Here is a 24,281-nt window from a genome sequence, read left to right as displayed (position 1 = left end):
GCAAGCCTCATTAATTCACACGTCTCTCCACCCGCCGCAACTTCGTTATCCCCGGTTCAAACGTATACGGCACAAAGTGTACCTCTGGAAGCACACATTGCAGCCTCTCTGCCAATTTTCCCAGTTCATGCAACACAGCTGCCTGTACCTGCTCCTGACCCGCTTCTTCCCTGATCCGCATGGATACTTCCAATACTCCACTGCCACCCTGCACCACGCGATAATGCTCAATGGCTGGCGAGGCCGCAATGACCGCACGACTGATGAAATCCGGAAAAACCGAAACAGCCTTACCCTCACGTTGATGTGAAAAATAAAGCGTATCATCACAGCGGCCCTCAATCCGCTCAATGGCAGTAAACAATGAACCACAGGCGCACGGCTCTGCCGCCTCGGTTAATATATCATTCAGCCGATACCGGATAATCGGCTGTGACGTTCTGGAAAAATCCGTGATCACAGGCACGAACCGCCGGGTGGCCGGATCAAGGTATTCTTTTTCAATATGCACAATGTCTTCATTCAGATGTAAGGTTCCGTATTCGCAGGTCGCTCCCAAGAAACCTTCTGTACACTGGTACACCTGATGAACGGTCTGCCGAAAAACACGCTCCAGCACGTTACGATCCAGCGGATCAAGCACCTCGGCTACAGAAATGATTTTGTCTGGCACATGGGTTAAACGTCCCTGTAGATAAGCATCAGCCAGCATACGAAGCATGGAGGGCGGAGCCACCCACACCGTCGGTTGGTATTCTTCCATGCGTTCAACGAGTACATCCACACGCTCCAGCAGGTCAAAATACTGAAATTGCAGTTTGCCACGCTTCACCGATTCATACAAATTGCTGTTCGCGCGTAAGAAAAATGCGATCTTTGCAGGTTTCCACAGCCCGCCTGGTAACAGTTTGGCAAGTACCGTACCCGTCCATGCGTCCTGCTCTTGATCACTGACCAGAAATATGCCCCGGTTACCGGATGTGCCGGAAGAGAGCCCCACCGTTACCCCCTTGATGGAGGACTGCTTGAAATCACGAGTATCTTCACTCTCACCAGCCAGGATCAACGCCTCTTCTTTCGAAATCCCAACGGTGTTCAGAGTATCAAAATGCTGCATCATTATGGATTTCTCAATCTGCGGAAACTGTCTCCAATCAGATGCGTTCAACCCCTCCCACCACTGTTGATAAAATGGAGACTGCGCCCGAACCCGCTCGACATGCCGCTTGATTCGGCGTTCCTGCCAGCGTTCAAGCTGCGTCCGTGTACGCCATCTGCGCAGGACACGCGCCAGTGCATAATGAGTTACAATTCGAATGGGATTACTCATCGCCCCGTTCCTCCTGTGCCCCATTCGCTCAGCACCTCTTGGCAGTGGCTCGGCACTATACGAAGCGCAGGGAACTGCTGATGAAGCTGTATCAACTTGTCGAAGTTCTGTCTGTACTGCTGCCGATCTGACATAATGATGCCCGCAAGTGCATGAGGTCTGCGTTTTTCACGAAAAGCCCGACTCGACCATACCGCATCCGCACATAAAAAATATTTATGCTGTTCTGTACGCAGCAACAATCCCATCATGCCTTCCGCATGACCCGAGACATCTACACCAAGCAGACTGCCATCTCCAAAAATATCGTATACCTCCTCCCACGGGAATCTTTCCGGAGCTGCTATGCCTCTACTCTCTGCCATTTCCGACCATTTCTTGGGCTGATCGTTAATGGGCATTGATCGCTGGATAAAATCATCCGGGAGCAGTCCAGCCAGGAAACCAGCCTTCACCGCCGCAATCGAACCAAGAGAGCGAACCGCATCATATGCTCTTGGCAAATAAATAAACCGGGCATCCGGGAAGTCCCTCACACCGGCGATATGATCCCCGTGAAAATGCGAAAGAATGACATAACGGATATCTGTTGCCTTAAGCCCGATCCGCTCCAGAAAATGAACAGCACTATCTTCTTCCCGATATACCACGGGTGTGATATGACGATACAAGGCGTTAGGCAGGCGAGCAGTCTCTTCAAAGAAACGAGAACTATATCCCGTGTCCAGCAAAATCGGGCCATGATCCGGATGAAGGATACAGGCAAAGCCTGCAGGAAAAGGAACCGCTCGTAAACTCCCTCCGCGCAGTGTTAGAAACTCGGGATGGGTACAATACCCCGCTGCGCCCAAATATAGCTTAACCGGCTTCGTTGTTAACATGATTCAGTCCTCCACCAATCTGCAAATTGCTGAAAACCCTCTTCAATGGAAACTCGCGGTGTATATCCCAACTGCTCTTCTGCATCCAATATACTTAATGTCTGCGGCACGCCCAACGACCCGACCGTGTATCTGGTGAGAGGTGGCTCACCCAGTACAGGAATGAATCGATGAACACTTTCCAGCACACTGGCCACTCCATAAGCCATCGTATAAGGAATATTTCGACGCCGCAGCGGCATGTCTAACTTGTCAAACAGAGTCTCGACCAGTTCTGCAAACGGTCTCGGATCTGCATTCGAAATATTGTAGGCTCTCCCAAGCGAATCAGCAGAAGCTTCACCGCAAAGCATCAGGGCATCCACCACATTATCCACGCACGTCAGGTCAATCAATGACTGTCCGCCATCGATCATCGGTACACCCTGTTTGGCATTCGCTGCAACGATACGCGGGAAAAGCGTCTGGTCATATGGGCCAAAAATAGCACGCGGACGAATCATGATGGACGGTAGTCCGTTACGATGTGCCTCCATCACGATATCTTCAGCGAGACGTTTGGTAGCCGCATAATGATTGGCGGGTTTGGCTGGCAGCGGATCATTCTCATGAACCTCATAACGGGGAATGTAATTAAAATATATACTTGGTGTGGAGACATGGACAAACCGCTGTACCTGACTGCGCAGAGAACTATCAACCAGATTCTGAGTTCCCTGCACATTACTACTGTAAAAATCCCGATATTTCCCCCATGGTGACGATAACGCCGCACAGTGGAACACCACATCCTGACTCTCACATGCTGCATTCACAGCCTGTTGATCCCGGATATCTCCTTTCAAGAATCGAACTCCAGCCGTTTCCAAAGTGACGCCGATCTCTTGTTGTCGGCCCATACCGGTAACATCCCATCCTTCGGATGCAAGCCTTATCGCCAAGTGTCTACCCAAACACCCCGTAGCCCCGGTCACTAATGCTCTCTTCATCGTTGTTCACCGTTCCATTCTATGTCGTGAGTCAATGCTTCCGTCAGCGAAATCTGCTGTGAACGCGCGAGACGCCAAGCAGCCAGTACTACCGCAAATTGTTCGAAGAACGGCCGCCAATCCTGCCGTATATACACGACATCCCTGGCATCAGTCCAAGCCGCCCTCCATGCTCCCAAGCTACCTTTACGGCGTCGGATCTGCCTGAGGCCGCTTCCCAGCATAGGAAGGGCAAGCATGGCTTTATCACTACCTGACTGCGGGATAACTTCTGTTCTTTGGTTTAACACCACCTCAGGTTCAAGCAATGCACGCACCAAACCATCACCAGGATGAAACAGATGAATACCACTGGTTGCCCTCGGGTTACACTCAATGGCGAACACCTGACCAGACACGTCTTCGATAAAATCAAAACCAATCTGCCCGCTAAAACCTACCGCCTGTACAAATTGCTGTACCCACGCTCGCACACCCTCATGCTGAACCTGTTCGAAAAAAATACTCGCGCCTACATTGCCCGTGCGATACCGACTGTCGTAGGTGGCATGGGCAATCAACTGGCCTTCATGCACTACACTGTAGGTGCAGAGTCCTCGTCCTTGAATGTAGCGCTGTGCCACCCAAGGGAAGACAGGTGATAACATCTCTTCCCCCGGCGGATCGTGACGCAATCCAGCTATTGGCATACGCACTTTGGCAGCAAAACGAGAATAGACCGGCTTCCAAACCCATTCCCCTGACCCGTTCAGGATATGCTGAGTCTGCATCCACTCCTGCGGACTTTGAATGAGATGTGTATCGGGAACCGGCAGTCCCATAGATTTGGCAAGCTGAATAAAATCGTATTTATGATGAAGGACATGTAACTGCTGCAGAGGAGAAGTCAGAACACGGCAATGTTGCCGTAACCGAGCCATTCCTTGAGCCACATAAAATACTTCCTCACACATCGGAATCAGCAGATCAATCTGCCATGTCCTGATCCATTGTTCCAATGCTGACAGGTAATCCTCTGTATGATGACGCGGCGATGGAACAAGCGCACAATGCTCCACCGCGCTGGACGTCCTGCACAGGTGCCTCTCCACACTCTCTGCAATAAATACAAGATGGCCTGACCGATGGAGCATGCGAGCCAAGTCCAGCGTCACCGGAGCCCGGCCTCCAGTAAGGAGTACCTTGTATGAATGACCAGCTTGTGCTTGAAGCCCACGTTGTCCGAATCTAGTAATCAAAGATGAGTCCTCCCAAGGATAAACCCGCCGCCGTTCCAATCATCAGTACACGGTCACCACGCTGTATTCGTTGCTGACGAATAGCTTCATGCAGTCCCATTGGAATGGAGGCCGCAATGGTATTGCCATGACCTCGTGTAATATCCATGAAGCGTTCCTCCGGAATACCCAGCTTCTTGCGAATCAAACGCATAGCCATTGCACTTCCCTGATGAGGAATGACAAGCCTGAAATCCTGCATCTCGTTCCCGGAAGCTTGAAGCATCTCATTCATGAAACCGGGTAGCAGCTTGGACGCCATCCGGAAAATGGCTTGTCCATCCATATGAAAGAGAAATGGATCTGGCTGAGCCACATTATATTGGGCTGCATGCTGCCTTGTGCCTCCGCCTGCAATCTCCGAAAACCTTGCTCCCCGGCTATAGGTACGCAGTGATGCGTGTATGATCTGTGAGCCTGACTCTTCAGATGTACGCTCAATGATGACTGCCGCCGCTCCGTCCCCAAACAAGGCGGCACTTTCAGGGTCTTTCCAGTTCAATCCGGCTGAGGCAATCTCGGTGGCTACAAGTAAAACACGCTGGTAACGTCCAGCATCCACCATATAAGAGATGACATCAAGACCGTTCAGAAAACTCAGACAGGTCGCATCCATATCAAAGGCAGGTACACCCGAATCTTCCTCTCCCATAGCCTGCTGAATAAAGACAGCTGTACTTGGCAGCGGCTGTTCCTTCGTGCCGCTTGTGCATACCAAACAATCGATCTCTCCAAAGGACAGACCCGCATCGGCAAGAGCCGCTTCAGCAGCTCTCGCACCCATGTAAGAAGAAGTCTCCTCGTCCGAGGCGTAATAACGAAAACCTACCCCCGTCGCTTTGCTGACCCAGCCTTTCGGAACATTCAAACGCTCATCCAATTCCTCATCCGTCACCTTCATCTGGGGGAGATATTTCCCTGTACCTGCGATTCTTACTCTTCTAAGCTGCATTTGCCCAACCTCTTCTCTTTCGTAGGTCTTATGTAAATGTTGTGCTAGTAATCATTAAACGCATATGCCTCCAACTGAATAATGGTGCAATCGACAGAAGGGCAGATTGCTCTGCCCTCCCATTACAGCACTAACGTTTTTCTGAACGGTACATTGTGTTCACGGTTCGGAACTAATTATATATACACGAATCCTGATTGTAACGAGTTACTTAGATTTCTTAAGGAGGTCTGCTAGTGCCGCATCCAGCGAAGCATAAGTAAACGTGAAGCCTGCCTTTTCCATGCGATCGGGAATTACCCAGCGACTCTTAAGTACCAATTCCGTTTCCGTACGGATGAGTATGGCTCCAAGTTCAAGCATCCAGCGTGGAGACGGGAGTCCAATACTTGTCCCCATCTGTTTCCGAAGACTTGCCATCAGTTCTCGATTGGTCACCGGATGAGGGGACGAAGCATTAAAGACACCTTCCAGCTCTGTATGCTCTTGCACAAACCTCACCATGCGGAACAGATCTTCAATATGAATCCAGCTGAACTGCTGGGTTCCGGCTCCCTGAGCTCCTCCCAGGCCAAATCGAACCAGATTCGTCAACGGTTCCATCACCCCGCCTTCACCAAGTACAATCGCAATGCGAAGCGCAATCTGCCGCGTAGAGGGCAGCTTGAAACCAAAAAATGCCTGCTCCCATGCTTTGGCTACTTCCACGGAAAAACCAGAACCGATCTCGCCATCTTTTTCTGTCATAGGGCGATCTTCCGCATGTCTGTAAATGGTCGCTGTACTGGAGTTAATCCACAATTCAGGCGGCTGTGTACATGCCAGTATTGCTTTTCCAAGAATATGTGTGGTTTCTGTCCTGGAATCGAAAATGATTCTGCGATTCTCTTCCGTGTAGCGGCAATTCACCGATTTTCCAGCCAGGTTGATCAGCAGCTCGGCACCTTCAAGTGCTTCAATGATAGCTGCTCGATCTTCCCAGGCGATGTGCCCGGACTGACGTGAGATCACGAGCACATCGTATCCCAGCTTTTTAAATCGGGGTGCAAAGTCCTGGCCAACAAATCCCGTTCCACCAGCAAGTACAACCTTTTTCACGGTATCCCCTCATTCCCCAGATGGTCAATGCCATATATGCAGTACATTCATATTAGAGTAAACAACATAAGTGGCCCTTTCGTTTGATATAACTCGCAGTTTGTGTGGAGCGGAAAGCTACACTTAGACTCTTCCTTGCACACCAATCGCTGTATATAATCGATTTCGCTCTTCGTTTGCCCAGACATTCGTAGCATCCTGTTCGAGTCGATACTGTAGTTCATCATGAAAATCATGAATCATATAACCTTCAGGTAAATCACCCAATATAGTCGCAAAATCATACACAGGTAGAGCTCGCCGCCCCTCGCCAATCTGCTTAAGCCACTCCATCCAATCACGGAGTGTTAGCACACCCTCCTGCCACAACTCTGCCTGTAGTCCAAGCACATCTTGCAGCTGCTCATAGGCCAGTACATCCGTGAAACGGCGACAAGCCTTGACACCCAGTTCGTACAATTCAATCGCTGCACGACGAATGTCATGTGTCAGCTCCAGTTCAAGTCCTTCAAGGTAATCCTGAACCTGAATGTGCTGACCATCATCGTATAATAAGGGCGCATGGGCAAGCATTCGTATAATATCTTGCAGTTCGATCATTGAAATGTTCTTTTGCTCCTCCAGAGCAGCTAATTGAAATGCTGTAATGATCATTCACTCCTGACTCGTTCATTTCATTCATCCATTGTTGACCTATAGTATAACACGCTTTTCTTTATTGCTCTTGAGATGCAAATAAGAAACAAGAGGCTTTCATATACTATACTTGACTATATACTACATGTTGTAGTAATTTAAACGTACTACGTAGTGTAGTAATTCATTTTCGTTATGGACGCATAACGTTGTAAAGGAGTGCTTTTGTGGTGCACCAAATTCAAAAATGGTCCGAAACCGAGCTGGAACTGATGGAGGTGATCTGGTCTTGTACTCCTCCGGTCACTTCTTCCGAGTTGTTAGACATGTTTAAGTTAAAAGGAAAAGAGTGGAAAGCACAGACCATCTCAACTTTTCTATCCAGACTCGTTGATAAAGGAGCGCTCACCGTAACCAGACAGGGGCGAACAAACTATTACGAACCTCTTCTGCTTCCCGAAGACTACAAACTCCAGAAAACAAAAACGGTACTCGATGGACTTTACCAAGGTTCTGTTAAAAATCTGGTTTCGGCCATGTACGACGGGGATAAGCTTTCAGAGGATGACATTGCAGAATTAAAAAAATGGCTGTCGGAAAAGTAGGTGCCTATCATGAATATCTTTCTGGAACTGCTCGTAGCATTGACGATGGCCGGAAGCATGGCTACAGCCTGCATCCTTGCAATGCGCTTTCTGAATGTTAACCTTTTCCCGGCTCACTGGCGTTACGGGCTGAGTAAAATGGCTGTCGTTTTTTATGTATTTCCCCTGTCGCTCGGAATTTCCTGGTTCGCCAGCTTATTTCAACACACATCAAGCACAACCGTTAAACCATCCGACAGCATGCGAAGCATGTTAGGGGGAATTTCTGCACCAGAGTGGACTATACCTTCTGCTGTGGCCTATGTTCTGCTCGGTGCTTGGGGAGTGGGCGTTCTCGTTTATTCAACGTGGCAGATCTACTATTATCGCAAATTCACCAATGCATTGAAACGTACACGAACGGATGTGCAAGAGAACAGCGAAGCAGCCCTTTTGCTTCCGATCATGAAGAAAGAACTGGGTATTCGGCGGCATGTTTTACTGGCCTATAGTCCGATTCTCCGAAGTCCTGTACTGGTCGGTTTGACTAAACCCACGATTTATTTACCTCTATCCGGTACAATCCACCTGGATATGAGACTGGTTTATCACCATGAATTAACTCATCTTAAACATAAGGATCTATGGGTCAAGGCTATCACTTTATTGGTCAGCGCCCTGCACTGGTTTAATCCACTGGTTCACCTCCTTCGTCAGGAGATTCATACGTGGAGTGAGTTTTCTTGTGATGAAAAGGTCGTGCAGGAGATGTCCTTCGAAGATCGCAAACGTTATGGAGAAACGATTTTAAAGGTGATGGCAGGCGCAAGAAGCGTACCTGTGCAATTTTGCTCCTCCCTTTCCGGGGAAGGAAAACAACTCAAAAGGAGATTAACGATGATGTTTGATGTAAAAAAAATGAATAAAAAGCATCGGATGATAACGATCGGAGCTTTATGTCTGATTGCCGTAGCAAGTACGTCCACAGCCGTATGGGCATCTAACCACACACCCAAAGTAGAATCAAAAGCAACTGAAGCTGTGCCTGTACCTGATACTTCCAAAAAAACTTCATCCCAAGCTGCTGAGGTGAGCGTTACTATGCCTAAGGATGAGGTCACTGAAGCTTCTCCTTCAGCTGGCTCTTCCAATGGTACTTCGGTACCCGTTGCTGAGATCAGAGCTACTGTCCCTAGGGATGAGGTTGCTGAAGTTGCCCCTTCCGTTAGCTCTTCCAGAGATAATTTGGTACCGGCTGCTGAGATCAGGGTTACCGTCCCTAAGGAGGAGGTCGCTGAAGTCGCCCCTTCTCCTAGTACCTCCAGATCTGTTACAACCCCTGCTACTGAAATTAGAGCTGTTAGTGCTCCTGCTGAAAAATAGGATGTGTCGCGCACACCCTGTAAGCATACGTCACATATTAAAACGAGAAACAGGACGAAGCATCTTCATTCCGCTTCGCCCTGTTTCTCGTCTTATTATAGAAATGCCTTGACTGCGCCAAAATATTCACGAATCATATTGATCGGTTTCAAATATCCGGGTGAAGGAGCGGATATACCATATTCTGCGGCGTAGCCGTTTTTGGCTGCGATGTATTTCGATCTGAACATATGGTAGTCGCTCGTGACAATCATAATTTTGGGATGTTCCAGCCCGGAGGCAAGGATGATATTTTTAGAAAAAGCTAAATTTTCCTGCGTGCTTGTAGAGCGATCCTCCATAATGATTTGATCGGGTGCAATGCCCTGATCCACCAGGTAATTTTTCATCGCAAGCGCTTCGGGAATGGATTCACCTGGCCCCTGCCCTCCAGATACGATGACTGGTGTCTCTGGGTGACTACGAATGTAATCCAGACTGGCATCCAGTCTTTGTTTCAAGGTCAGTGACAATTCCGTTCCCTTGATCCCTGATCCAAGAATGATGACATAATCCGCTCGGTCCGCATCCTTTGAACCAAGCTGGGTAAAAACCAGCGCTTCAATAATAACAAAGGAAACCGCACCGACCCCGAAAATAACCAACAGTACACGTTTCAACCAGATGTGTTTCTCATAATCAATTCGTCTTAATATGATAAAGGTCACCGTGAGGAGAGCAAAAAATTTCACCGCAAAGTTCCAGCCCCAGAAGATCAAAAAGAAAACCAGACAACCCAGAAGAATCAGATCAAGAATATATCCTTTCTCCCGTAAAAATTTCTGTATCAGTATAGCCACACTCCTTTCGCTACTTTAGACCTCACATTTTTTATCTCAAGCTCTTATAATCGTTAGCTTGGGCCAGTGCTCTTGCCAATTCTTTTTGCACACACGTTCGTTGTAGTAGGCTGTATCCATAAAGGCCGGGCTTTTGCGCACAACTAACGAATACAGATCCTCCAGCCCATAAGGCGCACATATCCTGATTTGATCGCCCTCATGTAATTGTACACCGATGGCTGTTACTTGCTCAGGCCAAAAGCGCAGTGCATCTTCAGTTGAGTGATACGGCATGTCTCCGTTGCGCAGGTGCATCCTGGCCTGATTTTTAACCGACCACTTCGTGTTACCTGTTGCAGTACATAGCTCCTGCTCAAGTTCGTAATCCCGTTCCTCTCGCAGATCAGTAGAATCGAAATAGACAACATCAATATCGCTATGTAATTCCCGTCTGGCAAATCCATGAAGATCATCCCATATGTAATTACGAATATAACCCGCACCTATGTAACAATCGGGTAGCTCTAGCGAACGCACAAGCCGCAAATCCTGCATGATCTGCTCATGTTGTCGCAACGTTCGGACAAACCGTTCTTCGTATTGCACAACAACCCCTCCTTAAACTAGATGGCAACGGATATCTTTAAATCCTGTTCATTAGTCAGTTCTTATGGTTTGTGACAACTATCTTTCAATATAACATGTTTTTAACCCTAGAATAAAATAAACAACTCCCCTCAAGCTGTCATTTTCAGCACATCCGAAATGAATGCACGCCTGAAAATCACGGTTCCTGAGCGGAGTTGTGATGTTATATTAATCGATGATCATTGGTGAAGATAACTAAAGCTTACGATCCAGATATTCAATACTTACTATCCGACTATTTAATAATTACTATCGGGCTATTTAATCGGTATCCAGATTTGGGGCGGCTGGTTCATGCCCCGGTAGACTTCCAATTCAGGCAGCCATGCGTGCTCGTACGAATTGGAAGGGAACCATTCACCTACAATACGTTTCCACAAACGTTGTATTCCCTGAGGCATCGGTTCCTCCACCTCGAAAACCACCCATTTGCTCGCGGGGAACGTTAACGTAGATAGCCCTTCCGGTTGCTCCCCTTCATACGTTGTTGCAATCCAGTACTCCATCTGTTTGTCCTTCATCTCGGCTTGATCCACACACACACCTAACAAACCTGGGATTACCCCATTATTCAATGCCAATATCCGATCTTCTGCTCCACTGCTGTAGGCTTCCTCCCACATGTTGCCGATCCCCTGCAAATGCTGCCCATCGACATACGAAAACCGTTGTCTAATGCCTGCAATGGAAAATGCCTCTTGTTCAACAATATGATGCTTCATTGGCTCTGCTCCTTGTAAACGGATTTGAATAACGAGTCGATTATATGACTGGACTGAAGCACCAGACTTGCGAGTCTCACGTGGCGTTATGCCATGTTGTCTCCGAAAAGCTTTGGAAAACGATTCAGGCGTATCATAGCCATACTTGAAGGCCAAATCCATAATTTTACGGTCGGCTTGCAATAGTTCATGCGCTGCCAATGTTAATCTTCTGCGTCTGATGTACTCTGCCACGGTAACATCGGTCATTAAATGAAAGATACGTTGAAAATGAAACGCCGACATGTGCGCTTGTGCTGCAATTTGATCCACTGTCATAGGCTCCAGTAAATTCTCTTCCATGTATTGAATAGACTTTTGTATCGCTTCCACCCATTTCATGTGGTTCATCACTCCTTGCTCCTATAATACAAGAAGATGCGCACGGAGGCCTGTCATTTTGTGCTTTCCTCTGTCCGGTGGGCAGTATGAGGTATACGATGTGCATTTCACGTCCCTACAGGACTAAACATCGCTCTGCCTCCTAAATCATCCCCACATGCCAATCAGCAAGATTCCACCAAAAATAACAATGGAACAGAGAATGCGTTTCATGCCTTGCTGTTCTTTTAATAACCAAATCCCGAGAAAAGCTGCGAATACCGTACCCACTTCCCGAAGCGGACCCAACCTGGCCATTGGTGCCTGTTCCAGTGCAAACAGAAAGAGCAAATATGACCCTGGGTTCAGCAAAGCTCCAAGCAGAATCGTCGAACGATTCACCCTCCACTCCTGACGCAAACCACCTGAAGCGAGCAGTGCTGGCGTTAATCCAGCCACAAATCCAATATTCGTAACCTCAAGCAACGCCAGGGGAGAAATATGCTGCAGATTTAATTTGTCCACAAACACATAACTCGTCGTACATAATCCAACGCACAGAGCCATCAGAACCGGCTTCGCCCCTTGCATCCCGGATCCTGCTCTTCCCTTCCTGCTCCCCACACCGCTAAGAGCAGTGAAACCAACAATCATGCAGGCAATACCTATCCATCCGTATCCCGACAACTTCTCTCCCAGAAACGCAACCCCGATCAAAGGCACCAGTAGCGTGCTTGTGCCTCGCATAATCGGATAAATTTGCGATAGATCACCAAGCTCGTACGTCTGAGATAATAGCCAGGAATATAATGCCTGCAGCCCCATCGATACGATCAACAGCGCATAGGCTGAGATCGGTAACGATTCACGAGACAACTCCATCACCAGCACAGGCAGCAGTAATACGGTCGGAATCATCATAATTGACCATAGAAAAACACTTTTGTTCAAACTTCGCTTCGTAAACATACTCCAGACGGCATGCGCCATCCCCGAAGCAAGTACCAGAATTAAAGGTAAAATCATGATGTTTATGTTCCTCTCTGTTTCTATTGCTCAGGTTGATGCTCCGGCTGTTCCTTCACTACCGATCCGTCCTCCAGACGAAGCCAGGTATCAAACGCTCGCTCACCTGCACGCATCTGAATAACGCGGCCTCCGCGCAACATACCTTCTCTTCCGTATGTACTGTGACCGCTGGAACGCCCATAACAGAGACGGATGCCGTGATAATCGCCGTGAAAATCATTCACATGATCGTGCCCGCAGAACGTGCCCATCACATCACCCATCTCCAGCAACGTAGCAAACATTCCCGAATTTACTGGTGCGCAGCAGACCGGTTCATGTTTGTTGCCATAACAAATTTGGCTGTCCCACATCAGTTGATACTCGGGAATAGGGATATGGAAAAACGCCAAGGCTGGTAGCTTATCCCCGCCGCTGCGTCCGGGATTAACGCGTGTGGATTCATCCATCAGCCACCGGAGCTGACTCTGTTGAATCCAGCCATAACCGCGGATCGATTCAACGGTCGAATAACTACCCGAATCGAGCAAATACAATACGGCTGCCGGAAGGCCATCCGCTCCGGCAATCTCCAGTGTGTAATTGCCTACCCCTGCAATATCATCCGGCCCAGCTTCCGTCACACTATGCACATGCTCCTGAACAACATGTATAAGCTCCCGTTGGGTAATCCGCTGCTCGGCATCATGATTGCCAAACACATAAGCCCACGGAATTCCACACGCCTCCACAACCGAGACTGCATCACGAAAAGCCTGCGCTGGATGCTCACATGCTTGATTCCCCGGTTCCACAGGCCCGGTATAAATGACATCGCCTGTAAACACAACAAGATCAGGCTGCTCCAGCTTGATGATGGTTTGCATCATCCGCTGGGTTCGGAGATCCTCAGGCCGCCCGTCTTTCCAATGTAAATCGGTAAACTGTACGATGGTAAAGGTCCCATTTTCACGAAAAGCAAGCTGTTGTTTCAATCTATTGTCCTCCCGAATACCACATGAATACGCATTGAAAGCAAGCAAGAACTTTCACTTGTTTCATGCAGTTTGATAGATTAGTTATATGTAATGCTGATTATGGCATTAATAGACTCAGTTACACCCTGTATCAAAATGTGGTTTCTTGTTGTTTTTGTTGTTTTATATGATACTATCCTCACAACAATGGTCTGTCAATACGTCCACTCACAACTGCCAAATGAAATTGACAAGTGATTTTCACAAACTTACACTATTAAAAACAACAATAATCCACACAAAAACTAATCGTCCAGAACGTAAGGAGGCACGATTTTAATGTCATTAACATACGAGGAACGAAAACACACCATCCTTACCCAGCTTGCCACCCAAGGCAAAGTTCAGGTACAGACGCTAGCTCAGCACTTTCAGGTATCCACAGAAACCATTCGGCGGGATCTCGATCGTCTGGAGAAAGAAGGCGAGTTGCGTAAAGTGTATGGAGGTGCTGTACGTGTGCGCTCTGGCATGATCGAAGCTCCCTTTCAAAAGCGTTCACAGCTGCAGCTCCAAGAAAAACAGGCCATTGCCGTCGCAGCAGCTTCCTTGATTGAGGACGGCGAGACTATCATGCTCGATAATGGCACAACCACACTCGAAATCATGCGTCAATTGCAGCACCGATCGCATATCACAGTCATCACGAATTCCGTACCGATTCTGGCTGTTGCTCTGGAATCTTTTGCTGGCAAAATCGTTTTTGCCGGAGGTGAGATCCATACCGCGGTTCAAGCCTCCACCGGACCTGCCGCACACGAAATGTTAAGTCAGTTCAAAGTCAACAAATCGTTCATCTCGGCAGGAGGTGTTTCCTTCACGGATGGCATCACGGATTATGTACTGGAGGAAGCTTTGATCTCGCGTAAAATGATGGAACGGGCGGAAGAAGCGATCCTCGTGGCGGATCATACCAAGTTTGGACGCTCCACGTTTGCCAAGATTGCGCCTGTTGAGCACATCTCCATGGTCATTACCGACTCAGCTTGCCCGGCTGAATGGATCGAAAACCTCCAACGGCTGGACATCGAAACCTGGATTGCGGATTGACAATAGAATCTGCTTTCTATATTTTGGATATAATGATCATTCTATTTTTACATAAAAATGGGTGAAGGGAGTGTGCCAGCGATCATGAGCAGCAAAAAAGAAATGCTCCTGAACGTGTCCGAGGACCTGTTCTATCTGCATGGCTTTCATGCCATTGGATTGAAACGCATCATTACCGATGCTGACGTAGCCATCATGACGTTATACAATCACTTTGCATCCAAGGATGACCTCATTGTCGAGGTACTTCTGCGCCGCGAGCAGCGTTATCTGGAGCAACTACGATTGTATGCAGGTAACATGGCCCAGTCCGTCTTTCTCAATCTGGCTGAAGGTCATGCCAAGTGGTTGATGGAGCATGAAGCCAGAGGATGTCTTTTTTTACGAGCGAAGGAAGAGTTCGGGGCTGATCCAAATCATGTCATCGTGCAAACGGTGAACGGGCACAAAAAACATATCATGACCCTGATAAAAAAATGTGATCCCGAAGCAAATGATCGGAGCATCATGCAATTTATGCTGTTGTTAGAGGGTTCGACGGCGCTGGCCGAAACAGAAAATGTAACAGATGTCTGCCGGGAACTGATTCACATGACGCAAATTAGTTTCAATTCATAACACAAAGGGTGAGTTCATATTTCAACTCACTTTTTTATTTCACAAGAAATATAATGATCGTTCTATCTAAAAAAGGCGGTGGAATCGTAAGGAAAAAGATAGTCCTGCCTGGCGTCGCCCTGATCGCTGTGTGTTATGCTTTTGGGCGTTTCAGTTACGGACTGTTTATGCCAGAAATCTCGGAGGCATTACAATTATCCGAATCGGCATCCGGGGCCATCAACTCGGCAACCTATATCGCTTATTGTCTTGCACTCCTGTCTGCACCACTCATTATCAATCGCAAGGGGCATCATTACGTCATTCAGCTTGCAGGAATCAGTGCTATTCTTGGCTTGATCGGTATTGGCTTGTCCCATGATGCCTGGCTGCTTGCGGTCAGCGTTTTTCTTGCCGGACTCAGCACAGGCTGGGCATCCCCAGCTCTCGGGAATGCTGTCAGTGCCGAACTTGCACCAGACCTTCACGCCAGAGGCAACAGCTGGATTAATACAGGAACCAGCTTTGGCATCACCGTCTCTGGCCCGCTATATTTACTGTTCACCGACTACTGGCGTTTAAGTTATATTCTATTTGCCATGATCGGAATAACTGTGTTGCTATGGAACAGACATGCAATTCCTGCAACCAAAACGCTTCCTTGCACCAAGTCCATCTGGTCTTGCATGAGACCGACCAGACCAGGTTCGGCTTTACTCATGGCTTGTTTGTTAACCGGTGCAAGCTCAGCGATTTATTGGACTTTTGCCCGGAACTTTCTTACGGATGACAAAGGGGCCTCCGATTCGGAAGCCGTCCTTTTCTGGATTGTCATGGGCGTGACAGGTATACTTGGCGGATGTGCAGGTCGGATTATAGAACGAATTGAGTTAAGCTGGTCTTATCGTATGGGCAACGAGACTGTTCCAACCGAATGTCTCCATCGGGATAAGTCTTGCCTTTCTTGCACTAGGCGTGGGGCAATTTCTAGGATCATTTATGGCGGGATACACCATTGAGGTGTTTTCCAGCACAGCAGCTTTTACGACTTTTGCTATGCTTGGTTTGCTGGGGTTGTTCCTTCGTGTAAAACCAGTCTGAGCCGGCTACGATGCCGTCTAGAAGATAGAAGGAAATTATACTTGTAGGATACTTCCGTTCAAGCCTGACTGTAATTGGACAGAGCTAAAGTTCACTTTGGTTCCTTGTCCGATCGGAGACTGAGCCACAATGCCAACCTGTATCTCTTGGGGACAATCCATACCAAAATAACGAACCAGCTTCCACTTCTCTCCGTTCTCGGAATAATGGAAGGCAAAACTTCGACCAGCCCTGGCCAAACGCAGATACGGCTTGGTTACGTGTACTGGAGAGGACACACAGTCATCCGAGTCACCGCGAGTAACAACGCTAAGAATGGATGGCTGTTCTTCAAAATATTCAAAGCATACTTTCGCCCAAGTTGTACCATTCGCTCTGACCATCAAACATCCCGAATCATATTGTTCCTTCATTTCAACGTCTACCTGAGCAACGATACTGAAATCACCTGTAATCTTTGTATGTAAAAATGGTGCAGATTCATTCACCGCCGCGCCCGCCGGATCAATGAAAAAGTCGCTGGCCGGCGGCACGGTAATGCTCACTTCTCCATTGTCGATGGACCATTCCTCAGGCTCATTCAACCACTCCAGATTGGCAGATAATCTCTTACCTTCACTATGTTCAAACAGATTCATCACGCAACACTCCTTGGACTGTAAAATTATTTTGGAAAGATTATATATGCAACTATTCGGTGCATCAAGCAGCAAATCCTGTTCAAGTATCGAACACTCTCACCCTTCACTTCATACATTGGACTTGCAGAACGGCTTGACAACACGTTCATCCCAGACCTGCACCCAATATACCGTTCAGGTCCCTGTTGCCCCGTCGGATTCCATTCCTGTGGCAAACCATAGATTTGAATCAGTTCAACGATTTCGTCTTTGGTATACACCTGCTTGCGATATGCTTTATCGTCTTCATAACGCATCGTTGGAAAGAGATCACCGTACGTGAAGCTCACAACTTCTGCAGGTAGCTCCTCCCATGGAATGATGACATGGTCCGGATCCCCATACCAGGATTCCAGCCAAGGGCATGCACCCAGGGTCAGATAATGAGGGTAGGATTGTAAAGGCTGTCCTCCCTTAGCTCCAAACCTTGCATATACGATCTGTTCGAGTTCTCTTCTTATTGTCATATATTCGGCTGACCGCTGACTGGCAAAAGTTCGGCCTTCCTGCCGAATCTGCTGCGAAACTGCCTCTGCCTCTATTACTGAAAGACTTGAGAGGTTACGAAAGGGGCCCTTCTCTCTCTCAAAGTAATGGTAAGCATTCAGGTACTTCATACAGTTCATCTCCTTTGCCGCAAGCATACCTTAAAATTATTTTTAAGTGGAGTACTATTAAAATCGCAATTCAACTTTTTATGAATTAGGAATTTTTATCCAAAAATGATAAACTGGAACTATCCTGCAATGACTACCATTTCATCATTTTGTTAGTTCAATCATTTTATTCGCACAGAATAAGGGGGTCATTTTATGTTTGGTCTAAGCGCAAAACAAGTAGAGGATCAGCTGGTCATCCGTTGGCAGTTTTTCAAAATTGAAATCCCTCTTGCACAGATCACATCTGTCATTCTGGATGATACTTATGGAGGCAGTGAACCTTCGGCTATTCGAATCGGACCTGTGAATGGAACAACCGAACGGATTGTAATCCGTGCCGCTCAGCAATCATACATTTTATTTACGAACAGTCTGAATTTGTATCCCACCATTAAAACTCTCCTTACTCACTCGGCTAGTTAATGGCCGTTTGCCGAGCTTCTCATATGTTTAAACGCCGTAGAGGAAGCTCTGCGGCGTTTTCTATTCCGTCTAAAAGATCTCTTATTCTATCCATGTCACAATATAATGATCAGTATTGTTACATAGGTATCCGGATAATCATATGACATAGGAGGAAGAGCATGAAAGATCAGATGAAGAAGAAGAATCTCTCATTAAGAAAAGTGGCTGTGGCTTGTTTTATGGCAGCGGCTGTAGCAACGACAGGAACAGGAGCATTGTGGAACTTTTCATCTACAGCAGAAGCAGCTCAAGCAAGTACGGCAAATGTCAAAAGTGTAAATTACGATGGGGTTAAGCTTACGTTGTCTGATGTAGCGTATGATGGTTTGTTGCTAAGTATAACGATAAAACGTGAAGGCAAGGGTATGCCTGAGGGAATGATGGCTTCCTATAATCAAAAGAATATCGTGAAAGGCCATCTGAAGACACCTGAAATTCTAATCAATGGTCAAAAAGACAGTAAAGCCATGATTGGATTACGCAGTCATTTAAAAGAAAAAAATAGTGCCATTTTGGAATATAAATCCGACTCTCTTCCAGACCAATTTGAATTGACCCTTCGAATGCCTGTAAGCAACATTAAGGAGAACTTCGAGTTTAAGATTCCTGTTAAGAAACAAAATGGACTCATTCAAATCAAACCAAATCAGACGAAGGAAAGCAAAGACTTCCGTTATACAGTACAAAAAATCAATATTACTTCTAGCCAGACCCAACTTGTGCTGGATAGCAAAGGAAAAGTCCCTGCATCCTCCAAGCAAACGGGTATATATGCACCAACCATGATGTATTACGACATTGTGGATGACCAAGGCAAGACGTTGAAGCAGAAACAATTAAGTTTCTATTCCAAAATGCCCGGCACCAAGTATCATTTTAACGAACTATATGATGCCGTCAGTCCGCAAACCAAGTCGATCACCATCAAACCTTACACCTTCACAGTAAAACCTTCGGATTGGAGCATTGTGGGAGAAAAAGTGGACAAAAAGGGGAAAATCATTAGCTCAGGAACCAAGACATACATCAAAGAATTAGAAATGAAAGTTAATATCACAAAATGACTTCAATTAACATCACAAAATAACTTTCAATCATGTCACATATGAATTTTTCAGATTGTTATATAAACATCAAGACAAGGAGGTGAGCCCATGCAGGCCGCCATCCCCGGGGACATGCAGGCTAAGAAAGAAAAAAATGAACGAATCGAACGAGCTGTACAGCGTGTGATCACTGGCGAAAAAGAAGCCTATGAGCTGATCATACAGGAATTCGAACGTCAGATGTATACCTATTGTTATTACATTCTTAAAGATCATCAAGAGACTGAGGATGCTGTGCAGGAAATTTTCATTCGGGCCTACGAGAATCTGAACAGTTATAAGAGAAAGGTCAGTTTTTCCTCTTGGCTATATAAAGTAGCCTACAATCATTTGATGAATATGAAGAAAAAACACAATCGCTGGTTGAAGCTGGTGGATGAGTATAAACACCACAAACCCGTCGTACAGGAATCTTCTTATACAACAGTCATTGAAGAGCTCATGGAGTATTTGACACCGGAAGAACGTCACATCCTGCTGTTGAAGGCTGTGGAGCAATACACCTTTGAGGAGATTGCCATCATTATGAATACCAGGTCTGCTACCCTGCGCAAGAAGTATGAACGTCTTCGCCGTAAACTGATCGAACAGACAATTAAAGGAGGACAACTGCATGGACAAACAGCCCAACCCTTTTCCTGACCAGCAGCTTGAAGAACTGGAGCAGCGGATTCGAAACACACCCATGCCGCGAAATAGTATGAGCAGAGAAGTTATGAATCAAATCGGAGGAACAAACATGAACAAACAACGGAATGGATCTACAATACTGAAACGGACTATAACGGCAGCTTCCATTGCTGCAGTTATGGGCGCGGGTGCTGTAGGCTCAGGATTTATATCACCAACAATGGCTAGTGCATTAAAACAAATTCCAGGAATCGGATCTATGTTCTACGGGCTGAACTCGGATGAAATCCAAAAGGCAGTTGATCAAGGTATCTTGACACAGCCGCTGAAACAGATTACTAAAGACGGAGTGACCTTAACACTGACAAACGTATTATATGATGGGACCCGTCTGAGTTACACCATTGAACGTGCCGGAGAGCATCTCCCACAGGCAGTCGTCAGCCCGTACATTCCTATGGACAGCGAGATTATTTCGGGAGATAAGGAATGGAAGAAATCTCGCCAGGTACCGGAACAACAGCAGGAGAAGGGATATGTCACATCACCTAAAGCTTTCATTAATAAAAAAGAGTTGAAAGCCTTTAGTAGTTTTGGAGATGATATCGGGAACTCAAACGCAGTTTTTGTTGAATATACGAGTCTAGGCTCACTGCCTAATGAATTCGAGCTTACCGTTCGCGCAAAAGTGACTCGGGTAGATGAACCTTTTGAATTCAAAGTACCCGTAAAAATCAGTGATAACAAACTTGTCATTCAACCGAATGAGACAAAAAGCTATGAAAATTTCAGTTACACATTGCAAAAAATAGAATCTACCGTAACCAATACACGCCTTATCCTTGAGAGTACCGGAGAAGTGCCCGCTACTTCTGAGCAAACAGGAAAATATGCTCCGACCATGATGTATTACGAGATCGTAGACGATCAAGGCAAAGTATTGAATCAACGGCAGCTTGGCTTCTTCCACCGGGCTCCAGATCTGGAGTATCAAGTGGATGAATTGTATGATGCGATCAGTCCGAATGCAAAATCAGTGAAGATCAAGCCATACACTTTCACAGTGAACACCGACAATTGGAGCATTGCAGGGGAAAAACTGGATGAAAAAGGAAGAGTTTTGAGCAGTGGCCATAAGACATATATCAAAGAGCTGGAAATAGACGTTCCCGTTAAAATCACTCCATAACATTCTATAGCACTCTATAACAACCTTTTTTAACATGAGCACCTCTAACGATAAAAGCCACGAAGCAGATCGAATAGATCCGTTCCGTGGCTTTTTGTTACGTATCCGTACGTACCTCGTCCCACGCCTGATCGAGATAACAGATGAGCCAGTTAAGTGCACGATGCCGTTCATAAGCTACACCAGGATTCAGTCCAGCAGGTGGTGTGCTCTCCTTGATCCGGCTGTCCACACATACCCAGTTGTACCGATAGATCAAATCGGCCTCGTCCAAGATTTCACCTTTGGTGCGGAGAGTAGCATCCGACAAAAATTCCTCGAAACTGTCCTTTTGCTGTAAATAACCAACATCCTTACTTACGTTACACAGCTCTGTAGGTGAACCCAATTCCTCCACGTACCCGAGTGCCCACAACATCACATGGTACGCCTCATATCCCCAAGAGAAACGAATGACCTCTTGCTGCTCTGCTCCCTGCTGATCCAGAAATGACTTTTCATCGGGAGAAAAGAAGGCGGATGCATCATATTTATCAATCACTTCCTGCACAAGCGCTGCGGTGTCATCGTCACTTTCACCTGATCCCAGACATTCCCCTTTGAGCGCGGCCAAGCAGAGAGCCACAGCACGCTGCGCGACCTCTTCCTTCGTTCGAATCTCCGTATCTTGCTCTCCCGCTCTTACCGGCAGATTAACATTATACGGAATCCCAAGTGCCGCTAGTTGCTGCTCGGAACGTGCCTTGCGCTCTACAGCATCCGCTGAGGGAGGGCGAGTGTCATCCAGATAACTGGTGTGCGCAGTTACCTTGTAATCCTCTACCTCGGATTCTCCGTTCACATCCAGAAGTAGCTGACCTTGAGCATTCAGCAAGGAGCCCCCTCCCCAGAAAATAACGGCGTCCAGCGCTTCAGCCAATTGTAATAGCTCGTTAAAGAACTCTTCCGAAATATCTTCCTCGGTCTCAATGCCAACCACCATGTTTAAGGTGGAGCACTTAATCAGTACCTTTTCCTGAAGCGCAGCATTACGTCCCTCAATCTGACTTAGAAACCCAAGCATGCCTTGAATCATTGTGGTGAACTCTTCCGGATGCGTCTGGCTCGTCATAATGTTGAAACCTTTTGTTTTTTTGCTGAACCATTTCTTTTGGGTCACCTGAATGTGTGTCTGGTCTTCTCTCCGCTGGATAGCGGCACCGGTATAGATGGATTGAATGATTTCATACAACTGATCCAGGTCAAACTGGGAGCTGTATATCGCACAATTTCTCATATTAACGTTTGCTCTCCTTCTGTGTCTGAATTCTAGTTAAAAAAGATGATAAGGTGTTTGATTAATCCTTGTAGGGGTCGAACTCATTGCCACCAGCCATCGCCACGCCTACCGGGCGCAGAACATGATTGATTTTCAGCGTATTCGCATGTGCATTCAGCACGTCTTGCAATTTTTTGTAAACAAACGGGCTTTCATCTGTACCTGCTCCGCGGAGCTCCACACCATAAGCACGAATCGCTGCTTGCATCTGCTCTTCACTGATTTCGCCGCCCATACGCGTGCGAAGTTTGTAATTCATTTTACCTGCCGCCTGTGTACGGCTCATGATCCGCCCTGCGCCGTGAACCGTGCTGCGGAAGGACTCGGTATTCTCCTGACTGTCGATCCCCTCTACAATCACCGAAATATCACCCATACTCCCGCCAACAAAACCAAGCTGGTCTGGCGCAAGCGGTGTCGCTCCTTTACGAACAACGACGACTTCTTCGCCCATATGCTGCTCTTTCCACGCAAAGTTATGATGATTATGTACGGCGTATTCAGCGCTCGCTCCGAGGATTCCCAGCACCTGCTCAATCACGTAATCCCTTCCGGCATAGGCATAACGTCCCGCCAGTGTCATACCTGCCCAATACATATCACCCATTTCACTGTTCAGGTCAAACAGAGTCGGCGGCTGATCCATCGACTCCCCCGGTGCTTTCCCGCTGAATTCCCGTCCGGCCGCCAGATTCAGAAATCCACTCGCCACCTTATGCCCAAAGCCACGGCTGCCAAAATGATTCGCAATCCACACCTTTCCCGTTTCCTCTTCCACAAAAACATCAACAAAATGATTGCCGCTGCCCACGGTTCCGAGTTGATTTCGTGCCAATGTTTTTAATTTCTGTTGCAATCCGCTTTCAATCGTATCAAAAAGCTTCCAGTTCGGATCGTCGAACAGCTCATGCTCCACCGGGGTTGGATTGTTCCGGCCTACGCCGAATGAGATCGTTGTATTAATATCATCCATAATGACCGCGATTCGGTCACGAATATCGTCCCACATCAGGTTAGTTCGTACTGCTTTGTTACCGCAGGCAATATCGTATCCAACTCCTGACGGACTGATCATGTTGCGGTAAGCAACCACGCCGCCAATCGGCTGCGAATATCCCTTGTGATGATCGGCCATTAAGGCGACGCCTAGCACATCTCCATATTTCGAACAAGTTACCGCCTGACTTACGGCATTCTCCAGCGGCTCCCCCCAAACTTTGATGTTATCCACGATACGCATATTTCGTTAACCTCCTATGTATTCTTTCCCTTAGTTTAACAAAAAGGAGAACGTCCGCTAAGGATTCGCTCTCTTTTTCCTGATCTACTTCTTTGTAATCTTAAACTTAAACTCCCACGTCGCCGTGTTACCCGAATATCGACCTCTGTTTTCCGTCACCACAACCGCCACTGTCTTAGTGGTTGATTTGGAGAACGAAGAAAGTTTCACAGTTGTGCTTTTACTTCCGTAATCCGGAATTTTGTCCTGCTCTTCCGCCAGAGCCTCCAGCTTCAACGAACCACTGGGCTTCATATTCAGCGTCACAGATGAACCCTCTTCCAGCTCTTTCCCGTTCACACTTGCGCCGATCGCCCACTCATTACCTACCGAGTTATTCTCGACCAGTTCCGCACTGACAAGCGTAACCGTGACTTTGACTGATTTGGCTGCAGCGTAAGACGTTGGAGAACACACCGCAAAGACCAGTGCCAGAATCATAAAGACATTAGCCCATTTTTTGAACACAAGAGTACCTCCC

The 24,281-nt window shown here is 47.1% G+C and carries 26 protein-coding genes; 9 read left to right on the top strand and 17 right to left on the bottom strand.

The window, feature by feature from the left end:
- Positions 1-10 precede the first annotated feature (10 nt).
- The 7 genes from AB4Z30_RS15875 to AB4Z30_RS15845 form a co-directional block, all read right to left on the bottom strand.
- Entirely contained in the window at positions 11-1,330 is a 1,320-nt protein-coding gene (locus AB4Z30_RS15875) for a F390 synthetase-related protein (RefSeq protein ID WP_441928026.1), read from the bottom strand.
- Positions 1,327-2,211: an MBL fold metallo-hydrolase gene (locus AB4Z30_RS15870; protein WP_441928024.1), complete on the bottom strand. Its 885-nt coding sequence runs from the start codon at positions 2,209-2,211 to the stop codon at positions 1,327-1,329. Before AB4Z30_RS15870 ends, AB4Z30_RS15875 begins: the two co-directional genes overlap by 4 nt.
- Positions 2,205-3,200 carry an NAD-dependent epimerase/dehydratase family protein gene (locus AB4Z30_RS15865; RefSeq protein WP_441928022.1) on the bottom strand — a complete coding sequence of 332 codons (996 nt, stop codon included), beginning with the start codon at positions 3,198-3,200 and terminating at the stop codon, positions 2,205-2,207. The genes AB4Z30_RS15870 and AB4Z30_RS15865 overlap by 7 nt, the downstream gene beginning before the upstream one ends.
- Positions 3,197-4,438, bottom strand: coding sequence for an ATP-grasp domain-containing protein (locus AB4Z30_RS15860; protein ID WP_441928020.1), 1,242 nt, complete (start codon positions 4,436-4,438; stop codon positions 3,197-3,199). Before AB4Z30_RS15860 ends, AB4Z30_RS15865 begins: the two co-directional genes overlap by 4 nt.
- Positions 4,428-5,429, bottom strand: coding sequence for a beta-ketoacyl-ACP synthase III (locus AB4Z30_RS15855; RefSeq protein ID WP_441928018.1), 1,002 nt, complete (start codon positions 5,427-5,429; stop codon positions 4,428-4,430). The genes AB4Z30_RS15860 and AB4Z30_RS15855 overlap by 11 nt, the downstream gene beginning before the upstream one ends.
- A 207-nt stretch (positions 5,430-5,636) precedes the next feature.
- Entirely contained in the window at positions 5,637-6,527 is an 891-nt protein-coding gene (locus AB4Z30_RS15850; RefSeq protein ID WP_441928015.1) for a TIGR01777 family oxidoreductase, read from the bottom strand.
- 123 nt (positions 6,528-6,650) lie between these two features.
- Positions 6,651-7,181 (bottom strand): hypothetical protein, encoded by a 531-nt coding sequence (locus AB4Z30_RS15845; RefSeq protein WP_441928013.1) that lies wholly within the window; start codon positions 7,179-7,181, stop codon positions 6,651-6,653.
- Positions 7,182-7,393: 212 nt separating this feature from the next.
- Here AB4Z30_RS15845 and AB4Z30_RS15840 point away from each other — a divergent pair, with 212 nt between their 5' ends.
- Both AB4Z30_RS15840 and AB4Z30_RS15835 read left to right on the top strand, forming a co-directional pair.
- Positions 7,394-7,768, top strand: a complete 375-nt coding sequence (locus tag AB4Z30_RS15840) for a BlaI/MecI/CopY family transcriptional regulator (RefSeq protein WP_441928011.1) — start codon at positions 7,394-7,396, stop codon at positions 7,766-7,768.
- A 9-nt stretch (positions 7,769-7,777) separates the two neighbouring features.
- Positions 7,778-9,130, top strand: coding sequence for a M56 family metallopeptidase (locus tag AB4Z30_RS15835; RefSeq protein WP_441928009.1), 1,353 nt, complete (start codon positions 7,778-7,780; stop codon positions 9,128-9,130).
- A 95-nt stretch (positions 9,131-9,225) separates the two neighbouring features.
- Here the strand turns inward: AB4Z30_RS15835 and AB4Z30_RS15830 are convergent, their stop codons facing one another.
- From AB4Z30_RS15830 to AB4Z30_RS15810, 5 genes are all read right to left on the bottom strand, one after another.
- The gene (locus AB4Z30_RS15830) at positions 9,226-9,969 is read right to left on the bottom strand and encodes a YdcF family protein (protein WP_441928007.1); all 744 of its coding nucleotides are present in this window, start codon (positions 9,967-9,969) and stop codon (positions 9,226-9,228) included.
- A 36-nt stretch (positions 9,970-10,005) separates the two neighbouring features.
- Positions 10,006-10,557 carry a nucleotidyltransferase family protein gene (locus tag AB4Z30_RS15825; RefSeq protein WP_441928005.1) on the bottom strand — a complete coding sequence of 184 codons (552 nt, stop codon included), beginning with the start codon at positions 10,555-10,557 and terminating at the stop codon, positions 10,006-10,008.
- A gap of 299 nt (positions 10,558-10,856) precedes the next feature.
- Positions 10,857-11,711: an effector binding domain-containing protein gene (locus tag AB4Z30_RS15820; RefSeq protein ID WP_441928003.1), complete on the bottom strand. Its 855-nt coding sequence runs from the start codon at positions 11,709-11,711 to the stop codon at positions 10,857-10,859.
- Positions 11,712-11,849: 138 nt separating this feature from the next.
- Entirely contained in the window at positions 11,850-12,707 is an 858-nt protein-coding gene (locus AB4Z30_RS15815) for an EamA family transporter (RefSeq protein WP_441928001.1), read from the bottom strand.
- A 23-nt stretch (positions 12,708-12,730) separates the two neighbouring features.
- A complete protein-coding gene (locus tag AB4Z30_RS15810; RefSeq protein ID WP_441927999.1) occupies positions 12,731-13,684 on the bottom strand; it encodes a metallophosphoesterase family protein in 954 nt (317 codons plus the stop codon).
- Positions 13,685-14,005: 321 nt separating this feature from the next.
- On the opposite strand from AB4Z30_RS15810, the gene AB4Z30_RS15805 reads away from it, so the two are divergent.
- The 3 genes from AB4Z30_RS15805 (at position 14,006) to AB4Z30_RS15795 (ending at position 16,392) form a co-directional block, all read left to right on the top strand.
- A complete protein-coding gene (locus AB4Z30_RS15805; protein WP_441927998.1) occupies positions 14,006-14,776 on the top strand; it encodes a DeoR/GlpR family DNA-binding transcription regulator in 771 nt (256 codons plus the stop codon).
- A gap of 84 nt (positions 14,777-14,860) precedes the next feature.
- A complete protein-coding gene (locus tag AB4Z30_RS15800) occupies positions 14,861-15,394 on the top strand; it encodes a TetR/AcrR family transcriptional regulator (protein WP_441927997.1) in 534 nt (177 codons plus the stop codon).
- A 53-nt stretch (positions 15,395-15,447) separates the two neighbouring features.
- Complete coding sequence (locus AB4Z30_RS15795; RefSeq protein ID WP_441927995.1) at positions 15,448-16,392, top strand: MFS transporter; 945 nt, start codon at positions 15,448-15,450, stop codon at positions 16,390-16,392.
- 117 nt (positions 16,393-16,509) lie between these two features.
- Here the strand turns inward: AB4Z30_RS15795 and AB4Z30_RS15790 are convergent, their stop codons facing one another.
- Together AB4Z30_RS15790 and AB4Z30_RS15785 are read right to left on the bottom strand one after the other, a co-directional pair.
- Positions 16,510-17,112, bottom strand: a complete 603-nt coding sequence (locus AB4Z30_RS15790; protein ID WP_441927993.1) for a DUF1349 domain-containing protein — start codon at positions 17,110-17,112, stop codon at positions 16,510-16,512.
- A 26-nt stretch (positions 17,113-17,138) separates the two neighbouring features.
- Positions 17,139-17,771, bottom strand: coding sequence for a hypothetical protein (locus AB4Z30_RS15785; protein ID WP_441927991.1), 633 nt, complete (start codon positions 17,769-17,771; stop codon positions 17,139-17,141).
- A 195-nt stretch (positions 17,772-17,966) separates the two neighbouring features.
- On the opposite strand from AB4Z30_RS15785, the gene AB4Z30_RS15780 reads away from it, so the two are divergent.
- The 4 genes from AB4Z30_RS15780 to AB4Z30_RS15765 all read left to right on the top strand — a co-directional run bounded on the left by AB4Z30_RS15780 (position 17,967) and on the right by AB4Z30_RS15765 (position 21,203).
- The gene (locus tag AB4Z30_RS15780) at positions 17,967-18,236 is read left to right on the top strand and encodes a SunI/YnzG family protein (protein ID WP_441927989.1); all 270 of its coding nucleotides are present in this window, start codon (positions 17,967-17,969) and stop codon (positions 18,234-18,236) included.
- Between the two features lie 161 nt (positions 18,237-18,397).
- Positions 18,398-19,342, top strand: a complete 945-nt coding sequence (locus tag AB4Z30_RS15775) for a DUF5643 domain-containing protein (protein WP_441927987.1) — start codon at positions 18,398-18,400, stop codon at positions 19,340-19,342.
- 90 nt (positions 19,343-19,432) lie between these two features.
- A complete protein-coding gene (locus tag AB4Z30_RS15770; RefSeq protein WP_441927985.1) occupies positions 19,433-20,026 on the top strand; it encodes an RNA polymerase sigma factor in 594 nt (197 codons plus the stop codon).
- A complete protein-coding gene (locus AB4Z30_RS15765) occupies positions 19,998-21,203 on the top strand; it encodes a DUF4179 domain-containing protein (RefSeq protein WP_441927983.1) in 1,206 nt (401 codons plus the stop codon). The genes AB4Z30_RS15770 and AB4Z30_RS15765 overlap by 29 nt, the downstream gene beginning before the upstream one ends.
- Positions 21,204-21,300: 97 nt before the next feature.
- On the opposite strand, the gene AB4Z30_RS15760 is transcribed toward AB4Z30_RS15765, so the two are convergent.
- The 3 genes from AB4Z30_RS15760 to AB4Z30_RS15750 all read right to left on the bottom strand — a co-directional run bounded on the left by AB4Z30_RS15760 (position 21,301) and on the right by AB4Z30_RS15750 (position 24,268).
- A complete protein-coding gene (locus AB4Z30_RS15760; protein ID WP_441927981.1) occupies positions 21,301-22,479 on the bottom strand; it encodes a DUF4272 domain-containing protein in 1,179 nt (392 codons plus the stop codon).
- Between the two features lie 61 nt (positions 22,480-22,540).
- The gene (locus AB4Z30_RS15755) at positions 22,541-23,761 is read right to left on the bottom strand and encodes an RtcB family protein (protein WP_441927979.1); all 1,221 of its coding nucleotides are present in this window, start codon (positions 23,759-23,761) and stop codon (positions 22,541-22,543) included.
- Positions 23,762-23,845: 84 nt separating this feature from the next.
- Positions 23,846-24,268: a hypothetical protein gene (locus AB4Z30_RS15750; RefSeq protein ID WP_441927977.1), complete on the bottom strand. Its 423-nt coding sequence runs from the start codon at positions 24,266-24,268 to the stop codon at positions 23,846-23,848.
- Positions 24,269-24,281 lie beyond the last annotated feature (13 nt).

Origin of the sequence: Paenibacillus sp. 2TAF8, assembly GCF_052114825.1 — a bacterium.
In the GTDB taxonomy this organism is placed as follows: Bacteria; Bacillota; Bacilli; order Paenibacillales; family Paenibacillaceae; genus Paenibacillus.
This window is presented reverse-complemented; position numbering and strand designations above follow the sequence as displayed.